Here is a 2,379-nt window from a genome sequence, read left to right as displayed (position 1 = left end):
TCCCGCTTGATTTGCGCGAACATCTCCGGCGTCGTCAATTCGAACAGGTCACCCTGCTCGTTCCGGTCCCATGCGCCTTGAAGGCGCATGAACAAGGTCTTTGCCGATACAAGAAACGCCGCCTGATCTTGCTCGAGTGGTAGTCCCGTTGTCCTCTCCGTGTCCGCTGCTCCCGTCGAACCCATCGCCGCGTTCGGCCAGCCCCGCAAGTTCGCTTCAGGCCGCGCTTGCGGGATCTGATTCAGAAACCGTGTGCCGTTCGTTTGCTGGCGGTTCACGGGACCGTGTCCATAGGCAAGATCCGGACGACGCCGGTTGGCGATAAAGCGGAATAGCATCACGCCGGCGAAAATCACCGCCCCGATCAGCAACGCATTCGACAGCATCTGCGCCAGCCCTTCGCCCAGGCCAAACGACGACAGCAATGCTGCAATCCCAAGGCCCGCAGCGAGACCGGCCAGCGGGCCCATCCAGCGGTTACCCGCTGCCGCAGCAGGCGCCTGCGCGGCCTGTTGTGCCGGCTGTGCCGGCTGTGCCTGTTGTGCCTGTTGGCTTTGCTGCGCTTGTCCAGACGGCGACGCCGTCTGCGACTGCCGCCCGATGCTTTGACTCCCGCCTACGCGCTTCGCCTCGGCGTCGTTCGACGCCACGGCGCCCAGCGCCAGCAGTCCCGCCAGACCCAGCGCGGCCGTCCCGCGCGTGACTGCACCGGCAGCAAGTCGTAATTTGCTGATGATTTGCGTGTACATAAAAACCTCTTTCGATGAGTCGCGAAACTGCCCGCAACGCGCTCCATTTGCGCGCGCAAATACATTACGAACAGTAATATTTTTAGCTACGCAAGCTCGCCGCCGGTGGTGCCTTCGATCCATCAAAAGCGGCGTGAAAACCGTTGCCGTGGATGTAGTGCACCAGTTGCCGGATGGTGTGTTCCTGCTCGGAAATCAGGTTCTTGATCAGGTCGCCGATCGACACCATTCCTGTCACCTGCCCTGCCCTGATCACAGGCAGATGGCGAATCCGATGTTCTGTCATGATCGCCATGCACTCGTCCGTCGTCTGCTCCGGACTGACATAACGCACCGCCGTCGACATGATGTCGCGCACAGGCGTATTCGTTGACGAGCGTCCCATCAGAACGATCTTCCGGGCGTAATCGCGCTCCGTCACGATGCCGGCTATGCGCCCGTCGTGCGTGGCGATGAGCGCTCCAACCTCCCTGTGAGCCATGATCGATATCGCGTTGCAAACCGAAGCGGATGCCTCGATCGACCATACTGTCCGGGAAGCTTTCGCACGCAGCAATTCTGCAACCGATGCCATATGTCACCTCTGTCAGCTGTCATGAAACGCCCGCCGACGCTTCGGGGCGAGGTTTCAATCTAACTGAACCCATGCCAACACAAAATTCGTATTTTTATTGTTGATACTTCGAGAAAAACGTATCTTTCCGTAAGCGGTGGAGGGTTCGTGAATTTCAAGCATCTCTATTACTTCTGGGTCGCGGCTCGCGCGGGCGGCATCGTGCGCGCGGGCGAGCAGTTGCACATCACGCCGCAAACGCTGAGTGGCCAGATCAAGCTTCTCGAAGAGGCGCTGGATAAGAAGCTGTTCAGGAAAACCGGCCGCACGCTCGAACTGACCGATGCGGGGCGCCTCGCGCTCGACTACGCCGACGAGATATTTTCGTTAGGTTCGGAACTCGAAAGCGCTGTGCGGCGCGAAAGCGAATCCGGTGCGCAAACGCGGTTTCGCGTCGGGATCGCGGATTCGGTCCCCAAGGCGATTGCGTACCGGCTGCTGGAACCCGCGCTGAGCGCCTCGGCGTCGCTGCGCATGATCTGTCACGAAGGCAAACTGCACGCGCTGCTCGCGCAACTGGCCGTGCACCGCCTCGATCTGATCATCGCGGACGCCCCCATTCCCGTCGACGTCAACATCAAGGCGTTCAATCACCGCCTCGGACGTTCGACGCTAAGCTGCTTCGGAACCCAGGCGCTGATTCAAGGCAGCAAAAAACGCTTCCCGATGTCGCTCGACAAGCTGCCTGTGCTACTGCCCGGCACGGAATCCGCCGTGCGGCGCAAGCTGGATCACTGGCTCGCCTCGCACGCCATTTCGCCGCGCATCGTCGGCGAGTTCGACGACGGAGCGATGACCATGGCATTCGGCCGCGAAGGCCGCGGCCTGCTGTTCGCGCCAACCGTGCTCGAAAGCCAGTTGCAGACAGAGCACAACCTGACGATAGTCGGGCAGATCAATTCGATCGTCGAGGAATTTTTCGCAATCTCTATCGAGCGCCACATCAGCCACCCGGCTGTCGCGATGATCATGGACGCGGCGCGTAGCGAACTGTTCAACGTTTAGCGGGGCCGTTTC

Annotated in this window: 3 protein-coding genes; 1 reads left to right on the top strand and 2 read right to left on the bottom strand. The window is 60.5% G+C overall.

Annotated features, from left to right (window positions below):
• Both F6X37_RS35525 and F6X37_RS35520 read right to left on the bottom strand, forming a co-directional pair.
• On the bottom strand, positions 1-749 hold a 749-nt coding region (locus tag F6X37_RS35525), incomplete at its 3' end, for a Tim44 domain-containing protein (RefSeq protein WP_187614640.1).
• An 82-nt stretch (positions 750-831) separates the two neighbouring features.
• The gene (locus F6X37_RS35520; RefSeq protein WP_187614639.1) at positions 832-1,323 is read right to left on the bottom strand and encodes a CBS domain-containing protein; all 492 of its coding nucleotides are present in this window, start codon (positions 1,321-1,323) and stop codon (positions 832-834) included.
• Positions 1,324-1,470: 147 nt separating this feature from the next.
• Here F6X37_RS35520 and nhaR point away from each other — a divergent pair, with 147 nt between their 5' ends.
• The gene (gene nhaR / locus F6X37_RS35515) at positions 1,471-2,367 is read left to right on the top strand and encodes a transcriptional activator NhaR (RefSeq protein ID WP_018419936.1); all 897 of its coding nucleotides are present in this window, start codon (positions 1,471-1,473) and stop codon (positions 2,365-2,367) included.
• The last annotated feature ends 12 nt before the right edge of the window (positions 2,368-2,379 follow it).

This window comes from Paraburkholderia sp. 31.1 (genome assembly GCF_014397645.1).
In the GTDB taxonomy this organism is placed as follows: Bacteria; Pseudomonadota; Gammaproteobacteria; order Burkholderiales; family Burkholderiaceae; genus Paraburkholderia; species Paraburkholderia tuberum.
The sequence above is the reverse complement of the archived record's forward strand: the minus strand, read 5'-3'. Positions and strand labels throughout refer to the sequence as shown.

Coding starts and splice junctions, on each gene's coding strand:
- F6X37_RS35520 (WP_187614639.1), bottom strand. CDS start 1,323: ATGGCATCGGTTGCAGAATTGCTGCGTGCGAAAGCTTCCCGGACAGTA.